Genomic DNA, 17,421 nt, shown 5'->3' with positions numbered 1-17,421 from the left:
GATCCATTACTCTCTGTTGGCATGAGTGGATTCAAGAAGTTCCTGATGCGCGGGAACGTCATCGACCTCGCCATCGCCGTGGTCATCGGCGCGGCCTTCAACGCCGTCGTCCAGTCGTTCGTGGCCGACCTGCTGACCCCGCTGATCTCGGCGTTCGGCGGCCTGCCCGACTTCTCGTCCCTGAAGATCACCATCGGCCAGTCCAACTTCATGTACGGCAACTTCATCAACGCCCTGGTGTCGTTCCTGGTGATGGCCACCGTGATCTACTTCCTGATCGTCAAGCCCTACACCCACTTCAAGGACCGCGCCGAGGCCCGCGAGGAGATCACCCACCGGGCCTGCCCCGAATGCCTCTCGGAGATCCCCAAGGCCGCCACCCGCTGCGCCCACTGCACCGCCGAGCTCACCCCGGCGCCCTAGGGCAGGGTGTCCATCTTCGGGTCGTACTCCCAGTGCCACGGCTCGAACGGGCTGCTGTAGGCCCAGTCCGGGTGGAACCACCCGTACCTCTTGCCGTTCTTCTCCAGCCAGTTGAACTCCGGGGACCGGAACCGCTCCACGCCCCCGCAGAGGTCTACAGCCAGCCCGAGCCCGTGATTGCTGCGCCCCGGCACCGCCGCGAACCCCGGCCGCCGGTAATAGACCGACTGCTGCTCGGCCAGGCTCCGATAGGCGTCGGTCACGCACATCTGCTTGCCGAACTGCCGCTTGAACGCCTCGTTCAGGCTGACGAACGCGATCGTCGCGTCGGCCCGCAGGCTGAACCCCTTCTGCTGGAGCGGGCACAGCATGCTCTTGGGGATCAGTCCGTTCGGATACTCCCCCGCCGTCGCCGCCCGCAGCGGATTGCACCCCAGCGCCGCCCGGCCCACCTTGTCGATCTTGATGCCCATCTTCACCAGGGCCGCGGTGAGCGACTTGACCACCTTGTCCGACCGCTTCCTGAGCAGATCCACCTCGGCGGCCATCTGCGCCTCGGCCAGCAGGTTCCCCGCGCGCAGCTCCTGCGCCTCGGCGGCCAGCCTCTCCGTCTGCTGGATCAGCGCGGTGCTCCGGTCGACCGCCTGCTGCCGCACCATGACGATGTGGTTGATGTTGGCCATGGTCCGCAGGGTGTCGGCATCGGCGTCCCCCGCCAGGAACGGCACGACCGTGTCACTGGCCAGCGGCTGGATGTAGAGCAGCTCCGCCATCTGCGACACCGGCTGCCGGATCTGGGCCAGGTGCCGCTCGGCCTTCGCGAGGGCCTGGAGCTTGCCCTCCAGCTCCTTCTCGGCCGCCTCGAACTCGGTACGCCGCTTGATCAGCGCCTTGTTGGCTTCCTCGAGCTCCTGCGCCGCCCGTTCGGCTTCCTTGCGCAGCTCGGTGAGGTTGGCGGGGTCGGACCGGGTCCCCAGGGCCTGGGTCCCCAGAGCCTGGCGGGTGTCCTGGGCCTGCCGGGCTTCGGCAGGAGCACCCAGCAGGGAAGTCATCGCCACGACGACCGCGATCAGACCTGCTGATCGAGGGGCTGGCACGTTCGACTCCTCCGTTTGCAAACTCGTTACCCGCGTCCGGCACGCACGTTACTACAGCCCCCCGAGTGCCCGGACCGAACTCCGAAGAGCCGTTATGAGGCAAACGACGCTTTTGTACTGCTCCTGGCTTGGGAGGTGGGGGTTGGGGTGTGGCTTCGGGGATGCCGTGGGGGCTTGTGGGTGCTTGCGAGTGCTTGTGGGAGCGCCATCGAAGATCCGATACGTCGTACGGCGGCCCTCTGCCCGACCCGAGGCTCCGCTGCCATGCCGACCCGTTCGCCGCTCCAAGACGATGGAGCACCGATACCGCCTTGCACCGGCTTCAAGGGGTCGGCCTCAGTCGTGACGCCCCCATGTCACCTGAAGGCCACCACGTCACCCTGTGCACTCCCGTACGCCCTGATCCCTGATCTCGTCACAACCCCGACGCCAGATCGCCCGTGAGGCTCACCGCCGGCTGCCGCTCATGCTCCCTGCAGAGCTCCCACAGCCACGTGTCCACCCACTCCCCCGGACAATCGGACTGCGACTCCGACGGGCCCGCGGGAGCCCGCTCCGAAGGCTCCGGGGCCGCCTCCTGGACTGGCGGCGCCGAACTATCCCTCGTAATCCCCACCGCCTGCACCGCCGGCTCCCCGGGAACGTCCACCACCTCCACCCCAGCCTCCGTCTCCATCTTCGTAACAGGCGCTGGCATCGCCGCCACGTACTGCCGCGCCGGATGCGCAGGCGGAGGCACCAGCACCGGAGCGAACACCTTGAACTCCCGCTCCCGGCCCCTCTTGCCCTCGTGCTGGTACTGAGACATCTCCCCCGCCAGCAACCCGCCGGCGAAGATCGCAGGCGCGAGCAACGCCGCGAACAACACCACGGGCCGCCTACGCGCCTGCCTACGTCGCCTACTGTCCACGCGCCGACCGTAACCGCGGGCGACACCACGGCCGGTAACCGGTTGCCATGTGTTTACCGCCCGCCTGCGCACCCATGGCACGGCACGGCCTGGATGCAGGGCCTCGGTGAAGTTGGTGGGGGCTGAGGGCCCACGCAGTGGCAGTCTTTCGCTAGGCTTACTTCGTCCGCCTCCGTAGCTCAGGGGATAGAGCACCGCTCTCCTAAAGCGGGTGCCGCAGGTTCGAATCCTGCCGGGGGCACTCTTCTCCACCAGGCATTCTGGCCTCTGACCTGCGGTTTCACAGCCGCGAGCCTTTTGCCTTGTGGACCTTGATAGGCAGCCGGCGGTGCCCGCATGCAGCCGTAAGACCATGATCAGGGGACATATGCGGGATGATCTTTGCAGCATATGTCCCAGGTCAGGCCGCATTTTCGGGCCATCAGGGATCTCGGCAACCCGCTCCGACCGTCCGGCGCGGGGTAAACAAACCCCGCTGATCGTGCCAAATACGGGCGCACAACTCGAGCGTCACCCCGTTTCACAACGGCTCGACACCAACGCCAAATGAGTCAACCTGCACCTTGCATGAAGGCGTCCCTGGAGGTGCCGTTCAGCGGCGCCGGTTCCAAGGCTGCCGCCGTGGCCGCCTGCCGCTACATGGGCGAGCCCTCCGCCCCTTCCCTCGAGGAAGCCGTGCTGGTGGCCATTCGGGCTCGGGCAGGGGCTATTGCGTGCATCGTGAGCCACCGCTACATCGACAAGCTGCTCGGCCCTCGGTGGCGGAGGGCGAGCCGCCTGGGAACGCCCGGAGTGATCGGGCCGCTCAACCGGCGACCGGCACGTCACGGCAGTACGCCTCCATGGCAAGCCTTCCTCCGCCGGTAATATCATGATCAACCCCATCGAGGTCGGAGCCTGATGCTTAAGCTGCCGCTCAAGCCGTCCTTCCGGTACGTGCACGAACCGCTGAGGGATGACGAGGAGGTCATCCCGCTCCTGGGCAACACACGGCTCATCGGCGAACTGATGCACCGGCTGCGCTATTCGCGAGGAGGCACCTTCCTCATCACAGGCTTCCGGGGTGTTGGCAAGAGCACGGTGATAACGCGTGCGGTCGAGGGGATCGCCGCCGAGGCAGCCACGAACGAGATCGTGGTGCCGATCACGATCAACGTGGCCCGCCCCATGCCCCCTGATCAGTTGCTCTTCGCTCTTGTGCGCCGACTCTACGAGACACTGCAGGACCGCCGCGTACTCAAACGGCTGGACGAGACCACACGGCGAGCGGTCATGCTGGCTCACATCCGGACGTCGTTAGGACTGAAGCAGACACGCTCCGACGCGAGGGAGCGCGGCACTTCCCTGACCATCGGCATGGGCCCGGGCGCCTCCAAGTTGACCGGTCCCGCCGGATGGCTGGCGCCCAGTGCGGGTCTGACGTCCAAGCGGACGCGGTCTCTGGCCGTAGAGGCGTCCTATCTCACCTATTCGGACAGCGACGTTGAGCACGACCTCGGACGGATCATCGACCTCCTCTCCAGGGCCAAGCCGGGCCGGCGTAGGTGGTGGCACAGAGCCAAGCCCCGCGTTCATCTCATCGTCGTTCTGGACGAGGTTGACAAGCTGACCTCGGAGCCGTCCGGGCTCGCGGAGGTTGAACGACTGCTGGGCAATCTGAAGAACACGCTCACCATGCGTGGCGCGCACTTCCTGCTGGCAGCCGGCCCAGACCTGCACGATCACGCCGTCCTTGACGCCAGCCGGGGCAACAGCGTTTACGAGAGCATCTTCGCCTGGCAGCGATACGTACCGTGCAGCTGGGACGCGCCGGACCTGCTCCTCAGGGCGGTGCTCGCCGAAGACGCGGGCGCGGATGCCGAAGAAGTCGTCCGGTATCTGCGATTCAAAGCCCGTGGCATCCCACGGCGGTTGCTGCAGGAGTTCGGCGAGTTTGTCCACTGGGAGGACGAGCACCCCTTCCTCGTCGTCGGCGTGCAGGACAGGTCCCGGATTACCTTCTATGCGCAGGTCGAGGAACTGCTCGAGTCCTACTTCCAGCAAGGCCGTTCGGACCGGCTCTTCCGAGAAGATATCGACGATGACCGCTGGCGCATGGCCGGATACTTTGTCATCGATTGGATCCTGCGCCGACAGGGGGACCCGTTCACCGTCGCCCACGTCTGTGGATCGGCCGAGAAGCCCGAACTCGACCCCCTGCTACGGCTCGCGCAGCCGGACGTTGAGCAGTTGCTGCGCCATCTGACCAAGCACGACTTCCTGACGGTCGTCCGGGACCCGGATCGGCCTGACGCAACACGTATCGTGAGCGATAGTCAAGACGGCGCACTCGTGTGGTACAAGCTCGCTGATGATGTGAAACGTCGACTTCTAGGGATCGTCTGGGGGAACGCAAGCGAACGAGCGGCGCTGGACGTGTCACTCCGTCTGCCCTTGCCCTCCCGAGAGACTACTGCGTCGGAGTCGGTGCCGGCTGCCATGCCCACTGATCCACCATCGGAGCGTGACCTGGAATCTGTATTGCGCACCGTCGCCAGCCGTTATGAACTGGTCGAGGCCATAGGTGCGGGCGGCATGAGCATGGTTTATCGAGCACGCGACCTGGTGACGCAGCGGGAGGTAGCAGTTAAAGAGCTACGGAGCGGCAGTGGTCCTGAACTCCAGCAACGTTTTCGTAGAGAGGTGAGGATCCTCCGCGAGCTTCGACATCCGCGCGTCGTACGCATGTTCGGCGTAATCGAGGACGAAGACAAAACCTTCATCGCCATGCAATTGGTGCCAGGATTAACGCTGCAGCAGACGGTGAACGAGAAGGGACCTTTGGGCCTCGCAGCCACCGTACTTCTCGGACATCAGATCGCCGAAGCACTGGAATACCTGGAAACCCAGCAGGTCAGCCGCATCGATCTGAAGCCTCATAACATCATGATGGCGCCCGATCGCGGTGCTGTGCTGATCGACTTCGGCCTCGCCAAACGAGCCGACCTCGCTGACATCACGGTGACGGACGGCATCGTCGGCACGCCTGCCTACATGGCGCCCGAAAGCGTTAAAGGCGGCCGAACGGACATCAGAACCGACATTTACGCGCTCGGGCTCGTTCTCTATTTCGCCCTGACAGGACGCTCGCCCTACTCCCGCGAGGAAGACATCCAGGGCATCATGGCCGCTATCCTGCAAGGAAGGGGGGACATGACGCCATTGGCCGACATGGCGTACATGCACGACATCATCTCCAAGGCACTGGCGACCGATCCTGACGACAGATTTCAGCATCCTGCGGAGATACGTGATGCCTTGGCGGCCACACCCGACGGTTCGGCTCAAGGCCTTTGACCGACGCCTTCCAAATACCTGCGTAGCAGGCTCGTGCTCAAGAGGCTTTATATCGGCTTGCCAGCCGGGTCGTCGCAGCGGAAGTCAGATCCGATCGACCGGAATCAAGGGAGCAGGTGTCGCAGGACTTGCGCGGCATGCTGGGCGGCGACTTGGTTGTGGTCGTCACTCTTTCTGAGACCGGCGTGATCGGAGATCCCGAACACGATCGCCCACCCGTTCTCGTCTTGCGGGTTATTCTGCGCGTCGTATGCCTGTACAAGCCCGCGAACCTCCAGGTCCACGGCGAGGATCTTGTCGTTGAACGCCTTCAGCTCTTCAAAGTTTTCGGAGCCTGCGTCGGCGATCACCACGTCGCCCGACCCGATCGGCCCAGCGTGCACACGAAAAACGTCATCGGCGTCTGGACGCCTGGCAGGCTTACCGCAGTCCGTAAAGAAGGAGTTAACCGCGTCACCGACCGCGGATGAGGTTCTCGCTCCTGACCTCTGCGCAGTCTCCCGCCGGGGAGTTCTTCGCGCAGCTCGTAGTGGACGACATGCGTGGCCGACCACGTCGCCGACCGCGACGTCCGCGTGGATGCCACCGCCGCTGCCGACCAGGACGATCACGGCGGGGTGCGAGGGCACCGCCGAACACCCCCTGCTCCAGCATCCGCATTCCGGTGACGGCGACGGCCAGGTCTCTGCGCCTTGGAGACAACGTTGGCTCCGGTCGGGCCCAAGTGACGTAAGGCGCTGCCGCCCAGGCTGGGGCCCGTTCAAGCCGCTGGTCAATCAGATGCTGCAGGTGGATTAAATGCGTTTTCCAAGCAACCGCGCGCCTATCAGCCAGGGTGCGTCAGGCGAACATAGCGTTCACGGCCCGGCTCACCTCCGCTTGGGGAACCTTTTCGCGTTGACGTTCGAAGGCGATCCACGCCCTTCCTTCCGCGGCGACCCCCTCCAGTACGTGCAGAGCGTTACCGAGACCGGCCGTGCCGAGAGTCAGCTGTGAGGCGTTCTGCGGATCCCTGTCCTCGGTCTCCGTGACATCTGTGGGCGGGTCCGTCACCTTGACCTTGATCGGGTCGCCGTTGGTCAGGGTCAGCTCGAAGACGTTCTCTCCGTTGTCGGTCTCGGCCACCTGGACGGAAGTGAACGCGTCGTAGCGGTAATTGATGCGCGCCCGGCTGCGGGCGGTGGCCTTGCGAAAGTCGAGGTGCTGGGTTAATTGCCGCGCACCGTCCTTAGTGAGCAGGAAGAGCAGAATCTTGTATTTCGAATATCGCCATGGCCCGTTTTCGATGCGTGCCCGGTCGTAGAAGGGCGTGGCGGGCGCCTCGATGAACGCGTGAGCGAGGACGTCCTGCCGTTTCAATCGGTAGAGATCCATCGCCTGCTCCATCAGCACCTTACGGTCGCACTCGAGCCATCGGGCCATCTCAAGGTCGTCCGGTCTGTCGTCGAGTTTGCGCTTCCAACGGTCAAAAGCCGCCCGGCGGCCGGCCAGCAGCCGCTCCTTCTCTCTCTTGTCGGCCGAGTGGCGCCTGTACTCCGCGGCGATGCGCAGCCAGAGGCGGGCCGTCGACCAGACCGAGGCCAGGGCGACGATCGCGGCCAGCGACACGAACAGCGGTCTGACATGCGCCGCGCTCCAGACCAGGAAGCCGCCTGCCACGATCGCCGCGATCGAGGTAAGCACGCACCTCATTTTCAGGAGCACGGGGACGCGCAACTTTTTGCGGTAGTCCCACAGTGTTCCCTCCTCCCAGCGCCGCGCGACGTCGGCGACCAGATATCTGGTGAGCCAGGCGACACGCTTGGCGTTGACCGTGCTCTCCCGGTAGAGAGTGACCACCTCGTCGCGCAGGGCACGCCGGATCCCCACCGTCTCCGACAGCCAGAGAACCGGGTCCGCGTCGCGTGGGGCGTACCGCGCGAAGTAGTGGCTGAACTGTCGGTCGATCTTGCTCGCGAAGACGTCACCGCGCGTGGTGACGGCCGGCTTGTGCTGATACTCGCGGTCTTTCGCCTGACGTCGCTCCTTCATCCACCTCCACTCCACACCGCTGCGCACACTCACGTAGCAGCTGGCCGTGAGACTCAGTAGGGCAAACAGCGCCACCGTCTCGTTGTGCTGCCAGGCCGTGGCGCCGACGAAGCCGACGGTCACCAGGGCCAGCGCGGTAGTCGCCATGGCCGCCGTCCAGACGCCGGGTCCGACGAGGACGGGGTCCGCCGGCCGTACCCGTGCGCCGATGGGCTCAGGTTGGAAGAACTTCCACGCCCGGCCCAGCCGGTTCAGCGCGTAGCGGTCGTGTTTGGCCGCCTCAAAGGCGCCAACAGTGCACGTTGATCGTGCGACCGCCCTCACGCACCTTCTTGGTCAAGGCGTCCAGCCAGACGAAGGTGTACGGGCCGGCGTCCAGCGCCCGGGTGCGGAACGCCTTGACCTGCTCATCCAGCACCTTGGCCATCTGCGAGACCTGGCTCTTGGAGATGTGCTTGATGCCGAGCTGCTCGACCAGCTTGTCCACCCGCCGGGTGGAAACGCCGAGCAGGTAGGACGTGGCGACCACGCTGATCAGCGCCTGCTCTGCCCGTCGGCGTCGCTCCAGCAGCCAGTCCGGATAGTAGGACCGGACCGCAGCTTCCGAATCGCGAGCTCGACGGTTCCTGCGCGGGTGTCCCACTCGCGCGCCCGGTAGCCGTTGCGGGAGTTGGTCCGCTCGTCGCTGCGCTCGCCGTAGGCGGCCCCGCACAGGTTGTCGGCCTCGGCCGACATCAACGCTTCGGCCATGGTCTTCACCATGGATCGCAACATGTCAGGGTCATCGGTCTCGATCTGCTTCGCGAGCCACTGCGCGGGCGTCACACTGTTGTCTGCGGCCATCGACTGGTTCTCCTTCGATCTTGATCTAGCTACTCGAAGGATCACTCGATGGCCGTCTTCATTTCACGACGCCACGCCTGTGACCAGGCCAAACTCGTACACCACTCCCGTGGACGCAACCTCGAGGAGTCCACCGAGTTCGGCCAGGCGTCACCAGACGAGGTAACCGGCGAGATCGCTGACGTGTACGAGGTCCTTCGCGCTCTGGCCGCGGTCCACGGGCACGACTGGGCCACGATCGAAGAGGTGGCAGCGGCCAAACGTGAAGAACGCGGAGCCTTCCGCGAACGCCTCTACCTCGCGTGAACGCACCCGTCCACGCGAACACTGCGGTCCTATGTCCGCGTCGGTCACAACCGACCGGAGCTTTCAGACGCTGATCGGAAGGCTCCGCGCCAGCGCACGAGCAGAAGCGCGGACGCCGCTCAGGTAGGAGTGGAAGGCGTGGTGACGGTTCTGATCTAGGTTGAGGGGCAGGTCCAGCCGAGCAATCAGCTCGGATTCGCCCTCCCAAGGCGCATCATGCTCGATCCAGCACACACGGGCGTACTCGGCCATCCAGTCCGTCAGTTCCTTCTCGCCGGCCTGGCCGAAGGTCAGTCGCTTGCCGCTGCCTACCCGGCGGAGTTCGAGCCCGAGCAGGCAGCCAAGAGTGAGCCTCAGAGTGGATCCTTCGGCGTTGCCCCGGAAGTGATACCGGACCCGGCTACGGAGGTTCTGCTTGCTGGCCCGGGTCGCCATGCGGCGAGGCGCGATTCCCACATAGAGGAGACGGTCGGCGGCCAGGCTGGGATGCGGTGGCTGAGTGAAGTGCCACCCATAGATGCCCGCGGCAGCCGGCACCGGACCCGGGCGGCCGAGAACTTCCGCCGCCTCCCACAGCTTGGCCGGCTCGAGCAGTTCGGCAGTGTTCATCCTTGCCTCCCAGGCCGGTCGGTATGAGGAAGTTAGTGCACGCCACCGACAAACACGCAGCCTAGGCGCGCTGCTCCAGCAGCCCTGCGAGGAACTCCTGAGTCGCCGGGTCGACCGAGTACAGTGCGGTGCCCATCATGCCGCGCGTCAGCAGCACCTTGTAAGTGTTGCGGATCAGCTGATCCGCCTGCTCGTCGCTGACTCCCTTCTTCATCAGCGCCGGGTCCTTGCTGGAGCTCCGGACGGTGACCAGTTTCCCGTCCCGATACACGAGGTCCGGGCCGAAGATCACCCCGTTCCAGTCGTACTCGAAGCCCTGGGCGGTATAGACGCATCCCACCTGCTCGAACCCGCCATCAGCGGTGGCCCAGAGGGCGCTGGCCGGGGCGTTCCCTACAGCCCTGTCCCCCTTGACGTTCCAGGGCCGCGCCCAGTCGCCGACCCGTACGTCCGCGACCAGGCTGTCATCCGCCGGGGCGCTCCAGGGCCAGCAGAACCCCGCCGTCATCCGTGCCGAGAATTCCGCTTCCAGCTTGCTCCTCAGCAGGGCCTCCAGTTCGTAGGGCGACTCGGTGAGAGAGACGGCGAAGTGATCGTCACCCGTCCACGGCTCCGGAGCACCGCTATCCAGGCCCAGCAGCCGCAGCACCCACTCCTCGTACTTACGGCTCCCGCCACAACGGAACTGCGCATCCAGGTCGATCCGGTGTACGGCCAGACCGAGCGACTCGGCGTAGGCCGTGATGTCGGCGACCCGCCCCATCTCGCCAGGCCGTACCACCTGATGCTCGTCCAGCAGGAACACCGGCACCCTCGCCGCGGCGATCAGCTCATCCAACTGTGGCCGGCCCGTCCGCTGTGCCGACTTGGTGAACCTGTTCTCCGAGGTCTCGCGGATGCGGTGGGCCTCGTCACAGATCAGCACGTCCAGTTCGTTCGACTTCGCGGTCATGAAGTTGTTGAAGTACTTGAACATCCCCTTCAACCGCGTCGAGCCCTTGGCGACGACTCGCCTCATCGTCTCGGTGAAGGAACGTGAGCCGGTGGCGTGCAACGCCGAGTATCCCCGGTCGGAAAGTTCCCCGAGGAGGGACAGTGCGATGACACTCTTGCCAGAACCCGGCCCACCAGTGATGATCACGACCTGCTTCGAATTGCCTGCCCGAGCCTTCTCCACTGCGTGCAGCACCATCTCGTAGGCCAGGCGCTGTTCGGCCAGTAGGACGAACTGGTCACGCTTCTTGATCTCGCCAGCGGCCACCTTCAGCAGTTGCTTGGACGGGCGGATGGCACTGGACAGCAGCCGATCGGCCGCGGCGGCTCCCGGTTCAGGGGCGAACTGGGCCTTGAGGTAGTCGACGAACTGGCCCCGGCGCGTCTTGCTGAAGAGCCGCGTGCGCTCGTCCTCGACGTGGTCGTAAAGGTCGTGGATGTCTGGATCGCTGGCGTTGTGCAGGTACGCCACCCCGCGCACCGCGTTCCTGTGCTGCTCCAGAGCCCCGACGAAGTCGGCCAGGTATTCGCAGTAGCCCCGCACCTGGACGACCGGGTGCAGCTTGGGCCGATCCCCCATGCCCGGCACCAGGACCAGTTCGGCGTCGTCCTCGTACAGCTCGGCCTGGCTCCACTGCTTCAGCTCGACGATCAGGTAGGAGTCGGCTCCCGTCCGCCGGTCGCGCCCGGCGAGGATGACGTCGGCCCGCTTGCTGGTTAACGGGAGCTGGTACTCGATGAGCATCTCCACCCCACCGAGGCCGGCTTCCACCAGGTCACGGGCCAGAATAGGGATGCTGCGGTCCCAGGACTTGCGTTCGCCCTTGCCCGGGCTGATGCCTTGCGTGGAGCGCAGGTAGTCCGCGATCACGTCGCTGAGGACGCGCTCGGCCACGGACTCGGACACCAGCTGAACCAGACTTTCCGCCGAATGCCGGAAGACAGCCACGGATCTACCCCCAGGCAGCACGAAGGACTCGTGCGGTATGGGGGCATGTCCGGTATCAAAACGGAAGCCCGTCGGGCCGCATCACGGATACGCCTGAAGATTACCGGGATCTTCATACCTTCCCGCCCCGATCAACCAATCCCTCCTGCGGGGTCCGCTGGCAATCATCGCCGCCACTCAACGAGCTTGTGCCTGGCAGTAGCACGCACCGCCCGACCCGCCACGCTGTTCCGAATCCCGTTGCCCTTGTCAGCAGATCAGCGGATCGAGTGGACGGAACGCATCGCCGAGGTCCATGACGCTGTTCGAGGTCGTCCGGCTCTCGCAACATCTGTGAGGCGTGGGGGAATGGCCGGTACACCGTCGGACTCACTATGAACGCTAGGCACAGGATGATCTCTAAGGTCGGCAGAAATGCCAGCAGATTTGCGCAGGTCACGCTGCGCAAACTGCAGTAGCCGTCCTGCTACTGGGGAGCGTTCATGGGCACGCCGTCATAGTTGAGCAAGCGAGCACCAAGCTTGGCCAGCATCACATTGGTGGTGCGGTCGACGGAGTACAGCACGGTGCCGCGCATTCCGCGGGTAGCAAGCACCCTGTAGGTGTTGCGGACCAGGAAGTCGAAGTCGAGCGCGTTCTCGACCGACCTGTCGCGGTTCTGGCTGATGTCGGCCTGCCAGCCTCCGTCACGCCAGACCAGGTCGGGGCCGAAGATGACGCCAGCCCAGGCGTACTCGAAGCCCTGAGCGGTGTAGATGCAGCCGATCTGACCGTGGCCGCCTGGGTGCGTCGCCCATAGCGTGTGCGGCGGCTTATCACCGACCCACTCGTCCCCCTTGACGTTCCATGGTCGGTTCCAGCCGTTGATGCGGACGTCGTCGGTAAGGGTGCCGTTTCGGGGGAACGTCCAGGGCCAGCAGAAGCCGGCCGCGATGCGGGCGCTGCTGTTGGTTTCGGCGGCGCGCTTGTTGAGGAACTTCTCCATCGCCTCTGGGGTGGGGGCGACGTACAGTTCATAGTTCTCCCGAGGCCGCCAACGGTGCGGCGGCTCTCCAGCCACCAGGCCAAGTAACTGCTCGACCCAACGGATGTACTCCGGGTCGCCGCCGCAGCGGAACTGGCTGCGCAGGTCGATTCGCAGGACCTCGTGCTTCATCTCCTTGGCCGCGTTCTCAATGAGCTGGATGGTGCCGTCTTCGCCGGGGCGCACCACCTGGTGCTCGTCCAGCAGGAAGACCGGTACATCCGCCGCCTCGATGAGCTGCTTGACCTGGGACCCGCCCGTGCCGGGTGTCTGGCGCCTGAGCCGGTGCGCCTCATCGGCGATGAGCATGTCCAGCTTCGAGCGTAGGGTTTCGAAACTGTTGAAGTACCGGAAAATTCGCCTGGCGCGCGTGTCCTCGCCAGCGTACTCCCACAGCGTGCGGGTGAAAGATCGGCTGCCAGTGGCGTGCGCAACCTTCAGCCCATCCCTACTGCACGCAGCCAGCAGTTCCAAGGCGATCACACTCTTGCCCGTGCCGGGACCGCCCACAATCAGCACGACTCGCTTGTTGCCCCGGCGGCTGACCGCCAACTGGGCCTTCACGTACTCGACGGCTTTACGCTGCTCGTCCAGCAGCGGAAAGACAGAACGTCCGCGCACGCTCTTGCTGACTGCGGTCATCAGGCTCTCCGTCGGCGACACCCGGGCGGACAGCAGGTCGCGGGCATACTCAAGTGCCTTATTACCCGAGAGCGTCCTTGTGAGCATGGCCGCGAACCGCTCACGTTCCTCTGGTTCCTTCCCGTACATATGCGTACGCTTCGCGCCGCTCTCCAACTGGTCTTCATCTCGAATCGTCTCAAGGAGCGCGGCGGGCATGTTGTGTAAGTTGACCAAGCTCATCACCTTGGCGGTCCGTAACATCGGCACGAAGTCGCGCAACGCCTGCCGGTATCCGTCGGCTTGGGTTGCCGGGTGAAGGCTCGGGTTGCGGCCGGGCGCGTTCGGCACATGCACCATCTGCGTGCCGCGCACCGGCCGGATCTGCGACCACTGCTTGTTCTCCACCACTACAACGCAGATCTCGCCGGTTGCGGGTTCGCTTCCGACCAGAACGATGTCCATGCGCACGTCACAGATCGGCGCGGTCAGCTCGATCAGCACCTGTACGTCCTGCAGGCCGGCATTGATTAGCAGGTCGACGACCGTGGGAATGCTGCCGCCCCACGAGGCGCTCTCGCTCTCTCTCGGCTTCGCTCCATGCACCGAAACGAATCGTCGGCGCAGTTCCTCGACCAGATGACTCTGGACGATGATCTCGGCGAGTTCACCGGCACTGCCCCGATACAGACAACGCAACGCCACAAGAGCGCTCCTTCGGAACGCCGGCCAGCCTTGCGGCTGACAGACGGGACGGGGGCGAAGGGATGGTGCGAGGCGTACTGTAGCTGTGATTGCCGACAATTCAGGACAGATCAGTGCAACACTCGTCGCAGATATAGACAGGCACCTCTCGCCGGCCGAACTGCGAGCCCGTTCATCTCGCCTCGCAGGAGGCGGTGGTGTATGCCTACTCCGATCAGGCAGCCGTCACGATGACCGTGCCGTTCAGCGAGGAGTAAATCTCGTCGTGCCCTGCGTGCGGCAACGACGACTACCGCGGCAGCACGGTCGTCGGCCATCTCCGCCTGGAGCCCACCAAGCAAGGATCGAACCCCCGCCGCCACGGAGCGGAAGAGCACCGGCTTCATCGCAGCTCGCTATAGATGGAAAGAACGGATGTACGAGCGAGAGATGGTCGGATAAGGTCCGGACGTGCGCCATGTTGCGTATTCGAGGGCAATTGCCGCGACGCTTATCTGTTTCGCGGCCTTGACCGCCTGCTCGGGCGAGTCAGAGCGGCCGACATTGGCGGAGGCATCACGGCAGCTCGTGAGCGACGGTGACGCGGTGGTTGCGGGCATCGAGGCAGGCCTGACCGAGCTGACAAGAGAACGTGCCGACCGGGACCGAGACTCGACCTGCCTCAACGATGAGGAGCAGCGCTTCTACATCGCCAAGGGGAACTTCGCGAATCCGTCTGCGGAGAGTGCGACCAACCTTGTTGGGCTGCTGAAGGGCCAGCTCATCGGCAAGGGATATTCCACTCAGGTCGTGGATAATCTCGATCTTTGGGAAGACGATGTGAGTGTCGCCGTGGTGGTCAATCCTGAGACAAGGGTGACCTTCGTCCTGCTCGCCCGCATGAACTCGACACCTAACGTCATGATCGTCGGGAAGACGGAGTGCTATCCCGTCAACGCCTGAATGCAGTCACATGGGGTCAGGTACACGCGCGGCATCTTCTCGGAGCTGCTTAGCGCGCCGGCGAAGGTTCTCGGCGGTGGCCAGGCACGAATTTTCCAGCTCGGCCAGTTCGCGTCTCAGGCGAGCCGCATGCGTGAGGTACCGCTCGGCAGCCTGCCCTTCCCAGAACGGTTTGCTGTCGCCTGGTTTGGCAGGAATGCCGTCGAAGGCGTCGGCCAGTGTCCTGGCGTACCTGACTAAGGTGGAGGCGAGCGCCTCCTTCTCAGCCGCCTCACGGAGGAGTTGGTGTTTGACGGGCATGGTCAGCCACCCCGTCTTTCCAGTGCGTCGAGCAAGGCATCGTGGATCCGACCTTCCATCGCGTCTCGCATCATGGCCGTCTCGGATGCGGTCAACGCCTTCTGTCCGTTCTCTCTGAGCGAGCGGCTCAGCCATTCGACCTGTTCGTTCACGAGGGTGCTGGCGATCGACCGGGCTGTATCTGGCGTCTTCTTGTCGAGGTAGTCCGTGATGAGGTTCTTCATCACGTCTTTGAAGTCGTCGAGCCCCTTGTCCTTCCCCGTGGACGCAAGGGCACTGTCCATAGGTAGGTACTTGTTGTTGATGAAGTCGACCGGTATGAGGAGGAAGCCGGCCAGGCGGTCAGCGTACTCGTCGTCGCTCCACTCCGCATAGGTCGAGCCGGCCAGCAGCAGGTTCGTCAGCGCACCTGTTCGCTCGGCCAGGTTGATGTGCGCTTCTCGTCCGTAGTTGCTCGGATCGAAGGGATGGAAGCGCCCCATGTCCAGCTGCTTCATGTAGTCCGTACCCGCCTTCATCAACGTGTCGGCCGCGGTGGAGTCCTGCATCAGCGCGCCGAGGAACCGGGCACTCACTGTGGGGTCGAGCTTGTCCCAAGGCGCCCTGGGCTCCAAGTACGGCACCTCCGGCGCGTTCCGCTCTGCCTGGCCTCGGGCGAGCTTGTCGAGGATGGGCGTGATGTCCTGAGCCAGAACCCGGCTGATCGGCGAATCGGCGAAGGTGCCGATGCCGCCACCCACCCACAACGTGTGCTCGGATCCGATGCTGTTGATGACCGTGATCCAGGCCCGTTCCCGCATGTCGTCAGCCCCGGCGCCGGGTTTCAAGGCCCCATGCAGCGCCCTGGCCAAGGTCTCCTCGTACGCAGGAACGCCTAATGACCTGATGGTGTAGGCGTCCAGCATGACCCCGGCTTCGTTCGGATGCTCGGCCAGCAGGCGCCGGAATGCCTCCGGATTCGCCTCGTACGCCTTGGCCAGGTTGTGCAGGTTCCAGTTCGGATCGGTGGGGAACGTGTCGGAGTTCGGTGGGCGGGTCAGCAGGTTGGTCGCCACCCGGTTGAGGAACGTGCCGGACTGCGGGGCCAGCGCGACGAGGCTGGAGAGGATGTCCGATGGGGCTGTCTCGATCATCTTCTGCCACTCGTTCCCGAGTCGCCCGGAGCTCTCAGCGGCGGCGAAGGCTCTGGCCAGCAGGCCGGGCGAGGATTCACCGGCGCGCTTGAGCGTGTCCGGGGTCAGTCCTCTACGCGCTCCCGCGGCTTGGGTGTTCATCCAGTCGCGAATCAACTTCTGGAAGGTCGTGGGACCGAGTGCGGTCAGCAGGGCTGCCGAGTAGCTCGGATCGTCGATCCTGCTCTTGAGCGCTGCCAGGGCCTTCTCTACCCCGGCCCAGCTCGGCCCGGACAGGAACTGGTCGTGGTAGTTGAGCGCAGCAGTGATGACACCCGCGTCCCGCTTGGCCGCCTCTGTGGCCTCGGTGGCGCTGTTGAAGGGGAAGGTGCCGGTCAGCATGCCCGTCTGCTGGGTCGGCACGATCCGCTTGATGGTGTCGATGCGCCACTTGAGATCCTGCTGCGACTCGTGAAAGAACCACCAGGTGCGGTGCATCGGGGCAACGCCTTCGCGACCGGCCCACTCCTCGCCCGCCTCCGCGATCGCCGCTTCGAGCCCCGGCCGTGCCCTGGCCAGGACATCCTTCCCCGCTTCCATCTGGCGGATCAGTTTCCCTGCGCCGAGGGGATCGATCCCGACGAACTCCCCCATGGCCCCTCCCCAAGGGCGTGGCTACAGATCAGGAGTCAAACACAACGGATGCACCAAGTGAACCCGTAATAAGGTGCCATATTGAAGCGGAATAGCCGATGTACAGTTAGTCGCAATAAGTCCATACATGGTGCACCATAGGCTCGATGTCCGGCTTTCGGTGCCGTCCATAGCTATTCCAAATCACGGCTCACGAGCCGTTTATGCGCCGCATGATTGACGCGTGAAGACCCACGACTCCGGTTGGTCTCGACCTCTCGAGCCCTCCGCCAGCGACATCGCTGCCGAAGTCATCCAACAAAGCCTCATAAGCGTTGCCGCCCCTCTGGCGGACGTCGAGCCCACGCAATTCATCAGCCGCGTTATGGATGCCTGGCGCAAACGCCACCAGCAGCACAGCGTCAAGCCGGTTCTCACGCTCGTCTGCGGCTACGCCGGTTGAGCTTGCTCCGCTCCGACGGACACCATCGTTGTGGTGGTCAGGCCGCTGCGACTGCCTCGTAGTCGGCGGGGCTACGGTAGCCCAGGCTGCTGTGCAGGCGGTGCAGGTTGTACCAGCCCTCGAT

Annotated in this window: 14 protein-coding genes, 1 tRNA gene and 1 pseudogene; 6 read left to right on the top strand and 10 right to left on the bottom strand. The window is 64.6% G+C overall.

The window, feature by feature from the left end; all coding sequences use genetic code 11:
* Positions 1–21 precede the first annotated feature (21 nt).
* Positions 22–423 carry a large conductance mechanosensitive channel protein MscL gene (mscL, locus tag ACBI99_RS37050; protein ID WP_219500158.1) on the top strand — a complete coding sequence of 134 codons (402 nt, stop codon included), beginning with the start codon at positions 22–24 and terminating at the stop codon, positions 421–423.
* On the opposite strand, the gene ACBI99_RS37045 is transcribed toward mscL, so the two are convergent.
* Both ACBI99_RS37045 and ACBI99_RS37040 read right to left on the bottom strand, forming a co-directional pair.
* Positions 420–1,520 (bottom strand): D-alanyl-D-alanine carboxypeptidase family protein, encoded by a 1,101-nt coding sequence (locus ACBI99_RS37045; RefSeq protein WP_375074612.1) that lies wholly within the window; start codon positions 1,518–1,520, stop codon positions 420–422. The genes mscL and ACBI99_RS37045 overlap by 4 nt on opposite strands.
* A gap of 415 nt (positions 1,521–1,935) precedes the next feature.
* Positions 1,936–2,391, bottom strand: coding sequence for a hypothetical protein (locus ACBI99_RS37040; protein WP_375074611.1), 456 nt, complete (start codon positions 2,389–2,391; stop codon positions 1,936–1,938).
* A gap of 207 nt (positions 2,392–2,598) precedes the next feature.
* Here ACBI99_RS37040 and ACBI99_RS37035 point away from each other — a divergent pair.
* Positions 2,599–2,671: transfer RNA gene (locus ACBI99_RS37035), tRNA-Arg, on the top strand.
* A gap of 659 nt (positions 2,672–3,330) precedes the next feature.
* Positions 3,331–5,766 (top strand): serine/threonine-protein kinase, encoded by a 2,436-nt coding sequence (locus tag ACBI99_RS37030; RefSeq protein ID WP_375074610.1) that lies wholly within the window; start codon positions 3,331–3,333, stop codon positions 5,764–5,766.
* A 104-nt stretch (positions 5,767–5,870) separates the two neighbouring features.
* On the opposite strand, the gene ACBI99_RS37025 is transcribed toward ACBI99_RS37030, so the two are convergent.
* The 3 genes and pseudogenes from ACBI99_RS37025 to ACBI99_RS37015 all read right to left on the bottom strand — a co-directional run.
* Positions 5,871–6,119, bottom strand: a complete 249-nt coding sequence (locus tag ACBI99_RS37025) for a hypothetical protein (RefSeq protein ID WP_375074609.1) — start codon at positions 6,117–6,119, stop codon at positions 5,871–5,873.
* A gap of 487 nt (positions 6,120–6,606) precedes the next feature.
* The gene (locus tag ACBI99_RS37020; RefSeq protein ID WP_375074608.1) at positions 6,607–8,121 is read right to left on the bottom strand and encodes a hypothetical protein; all 1,515 of its coding nucleotides are present in this window, start codon (positions 8,119–8,121) and stop codon (positions 6,607–6,609) included.
* Positions 8,093–8,640: pseudogene (locus ACBI99_RS37015) on the bottom strand (transposase); the annotation flags it as partial. The gene ACBI99_RS37020 and the pseudogene ACBI99_RS37015, both read right to left, overlap by 29 nt.
* Positions 8,641–8,688: 48 nt before the next feature.
* On the opposite strand from ACBI99_RS37015, the gene ACBI99_RS37010 reads away from it, so the two are divergent.
* On the top strand, positions 8,689–8,946 hold the full coding sequence (locus ACBI99_RS37010) for a nucleoside triphosphate pyrophosphohydrolase (RefSeq protein ID WP_375074607.1): 258 nt from the start codon (positions 8,689–8,691) through the stop codon (positions 8,944–8,946).
* Positions 8,947–9,009: 63 nt separating this feature from the next.
* Here the strand turns inward: ACBI99_RS37010 and ACBI99_RS37005 are convergent, their stop codons facing one another.
* The 3 genes from ACBI99_RS37005 to ACBI99_RS36995 all read right to left on the bottom strand — a co-directional run bounded on the left by ACBI99_RS37005 (position 9,010) and on the right by ACBI99_RS36995 (position 13,847).
* Positions 9,010–9,555 (bottom strand): GIY-YIG nuclease family protein, encoded by a 546-nt coding sequence (locus ACBI99_RS37005; protein ID WP_375074606.1) that lies wholly within the window; start codon positions 9,553–9,555, stop codon positions 9,010–9,012.
* A 61-nt stretch (positions 9,556–9,616) separates the two neighbouring features.
* Entirely contained in the window at positions 9,617–11,497 is a 1,881-nt protein-coding gene (locus ACBI99_RS37000) for a DNA/RNA helicase domain-containing protein (protein ID WP_375074605.1), read from the bottom strand.
* 466 nt (positions 11,498–11,963) lie between these two features.
* A complete protein-coding gene (locus ACBI99_RS36995; RefSeq protein ID WP_375074604.1) occupies positions 11,964–13,847 on the bottom strand; it encodes a DUF2075 domain-containing protein in 1,884 nt (627 codons plus the stop codon).
* Positions 13,848–14,297: 450 nt separating this feature from the next.
* Here ACBI99_RS36995 and ACBI99_RS36990 point away from each other — a divergent pair, with 450 nt between their 5' ends.
* Complete coding sequence (locus tag ACBI99_RS36990) at positions 14,298–14,789, top strand: hypothetical protein (RefSeq protein ID WP_375074603.1); 492 nt, start codon at positions 14,298–14,300, stop codon at positions 14,787–14,789.
* A gap of 6 nt (positions 14,790–14,795) precedes the next feature.
* Here the strand turns inward: ACBI99_RS36990 and ACBI99_RS36985 are convergent, their stop codons facing one another.
* Together ACBI99_RS36985 and ACBI99_RS36980 are read right to left on the bottom strand one after the other, a co-directional pair.
* Positions 14,796–15,089 (bottom strand): hypothetical protein, encoded by a 294-nt coding sequence (locus tag ACBI99_RS36985; RefSeq protein WP_375074602.1) that lies wholly within the window; start codon positions 15,087–15,089, stop codon positions 14,796–14,798.
* Between the two features lie 2 nt (positions 15,090–15,091).
* Positions 15,092–16,855, bottom strand: a complete 1,764-nt coding sequence (locus ACBI99_RS36980; protein ID WP_375074601.1) for a hypothetical protein — start codon at positions 16,853–16,855, stop codon at positions 15,092–15,094.
* A gap of 223 nt (positions 16,856–17,078) precedes the next feature.
* On the opposite strand from ACBI99_RS36980, the gene ACBI99_RS36975 reads away from it, so the two are divergent.
* The gene (locus tag ACBI99_RS36975; protein ID WP_375074600.1) at positions 17,079–17,297 is read left to right on the top strand and encodes a hypothetical protein; all 219 of its coding nucleotides are present in this window, start codon (positions 17,079–17,081) and stop codon (positions 17,295–17,297) included.
* Positions 17,298–17,421: the final 124 nt, after the last annotated feature.

It is taken from the genome of Nonomuraea sp. ATR24 (genome assembly GCF_041950485.1).
Taxonomy (GTDB): domain Bacteria; phylum Actinomycetota; class Actinomycetes; order Streptosporangiales; family Streptosporangiaceae; genus Nonomuraea; species Nonomuraea ceibae.
This window is presented reverse-complemented; position numbering and strand designations above follow the sequence as displayed.

Coding starts and splice junctions, on each gene's coding strand:
- mscL (WP_219500158.1), top strand. CDS start 22: ATGAGTGGATTCAAGAAGTTCCTGATGCGCGGGAACGTCATCGACCTC.
- ACBI99_RS37030 (WP_375074610.1), top strand. CDS start 3,331: ATGCTTAAGCTGCCGCTCAAGCCGTCCTTCCGGTACGTGCACGAACCG.
- ACBI99_RS37010 (WP_375074607.1), top strand. CDS start 8,689: ATGGCCGTCTTCATTTCACGACGCCACGCCTGTGACCAGGCCAAACTC.
- ACBI99_RS37005 (WP_375074606.1), bottom strand. CDS start 9,555: ATGAACACTGCCGAACTGCTCGAGCCGGCCAAGCTGTGGGAGGCGGCG.
- ACBI99_RS36985 (WP_375074602.1), bottom strand. CDS start 15,089: ATGCCCGTCAAACACCAACTCCTCCGTGAGGCGGCTGAGAAGGAGGCG.
- ACBI99_RS36980 (WP_375074601.1), bottom strand. CDS start 16,855: ATGGGGGAGTTCGTCGGGATCGATCCCCTCGGCGCAGGGAAACTGATC.